Source organism: Shewanella sp. 5S214 (assembly GCF_041439795.1).
GTDB lineage: Bacteria > Pseudomonadota > Gammaproteobacteria > Enterobacterales > Shewanellaceae > Shewanella > Shewanella vesiculosa.
In genome coordinates, this window is record NZ_JBGOOV010000014.1 from 1 (window position 1) to 1,889 (window position 1,889).

Consider the following 1,889-nt stretch of genomic DNA (forward strand, 5'->3'; position numbering starts at 1 on the left):
GATCGAACCGTGGACCTCTTCACTGCCAGCGAAGCGCTCTCCCAGCTGAGCTATAACCCCTCTTACTTAATGCTTTTGGATATGCTACTAGAAAAAACTAACATCATGTCTCAACTGCGAGGCGCATTCTATGCAGCATACCCAAAAGTGTCAACTCGTTTTTTAGGAATTTATTCTATCTGCTACAAATTCAATCGCTTTGGATATTCTTTGTGCAGATCTTTCTTTTCCGATTAAGAACAAGGTTAAATCTAACGCAGGAGACTGCCCTGCGCCTGTCACGGCAACACGTAAAGGCATACCCACTTTACCCATACCGACATCAAGTTCAGTTGCTGTCGCTTCAATAACGTGGTGAATATTCTCTACACTCCAATCATTTAGCTCAGATAATTTTTGATTAAACAATGTTAGAGGCTCTAGTGCAACGCCACGTAAATGCTTTTTAGCTTGGGCTTCATCAAAATCTGCAAAGTCTTCATAGAAGTATCGGCTTGAAGCGGCTAACTCTTTTAGCGTTTTCGCACGTTCAGATAGTGCCGTAACAATTTCAGTTAGCGCTGGGCCATTACTAGTATCAATTTTCTGATCATCCATATGCCACTGTAAATGCGATGCGACATAAACAGGATCGAGAGACTTGATATAATGTTGGTTTAGCCAAACGAGCTTATCAGTATTAAAAGCTGAAGCCGCTTTATTGATATCATCTAATTTAAACAGCGTTTTCAACTCGTCCATTGAAAATATTTCTTGATCACCATGAGACCAACCTAAGCGAACAAGGTAGTTTAATAGTGCTTCAGGTAAATACCCGTCATCACGGTACTGCATAACGCCTACAGCACCATGTCGCTTAGATAGCTTGGCGCCATCGTCACCTAGAATCATCGACACATGAGCATATTCAGGAATAGGTGCGCCTAAGGCTTTAAGGATGTTGATTTGGCGTGGAGTATTATTGATATGATCTTCACCGCGTACAACGCAGGTGATGCCCATATCCCAGTCATCGACTACAACACAGAAATTATAAGTAGGTACGCCATCGGTACGCTTAATAATTAAGTCATCAAGCATATCGTTAGAAATTTCGATACGTCCACGGACGTGATCATCAAATATCACACTGCCTTCGATAGGGTTTTTAAAGCGAACAACAAAGGGCTCATCAGTATCACGAGGCGCAAGGTTACGACAGCAACCGTCATATTTTTGTTGTAGACCTTGTGCAGCTTGCTCTTCACGCATGCTTTCAATACGTTCACGAGAACAATAACATTTATAGGCAGTGCCTTTATCAAGCATTTGCGCAATAATTTCATTGTAACGATCAAAACGCTTAGTCTGGTAGTAAGGACCTTCATCCCAAGTCAAACCTAACCAGTTCATACCATCAAGGATAGCGTCACAGGCTTCTTGAGTTGAACGTTCAATATCAGTGTCTTCAATACGAAGTACAAATTCACCATTGTTAGCACGAGCGTGCAACCATGAATAAAGTGCTGTTCGAGCACCACCTACATGAAGAAAACCAGTTGGACTTGGAGCAAAACGCGTCTTGGTAGTCATAATCGGACACTAACCTATTTATAAACGTCTAAAGAAGACAAACAAAAAAATGTGACGCTATTCTAACAGTCAAACCCAACAGTTGAAATGGCGGACATCTAAACCTAGGGTTGTTTTTGAATTTTCTTTATTATTGAGTACAATCCCTTGTTCAACAAAGCATCAAAGCGAACAATTTTAGCCCGACTGGCAATATTTTAAATAAAAAGCGTTGACAGGTTTTGCTTGCCCCCTATAATACGGCCCCACACAGCGAGGTCGATTAGCTCAGCTGGGAGAGCACCTCCCTTACAAGGAGGGGGTCACTGGTTCGAGCC

Annotated in this window: 1 protein-coding gene; it reads right to left on the reverse strand. The window is 42.0% G+C overall.

Annotated elements, in window-relative coordinates:
- Nucleotides 1-162 precede the first annotated feature (162 nt).
- A complete protein-coding gene (gene gltX / locus ACED29_RS10950) occupies nt 163-1,572 on the reverse strand; it encodes a glutamate--tRNA ligase (RefSeq protein WP_124016283.1) in 1,410 nt (469 codons plus the stop codon).
- Nucleotides 1,573-1,889 lie beyond the last annotated feature (317 nt).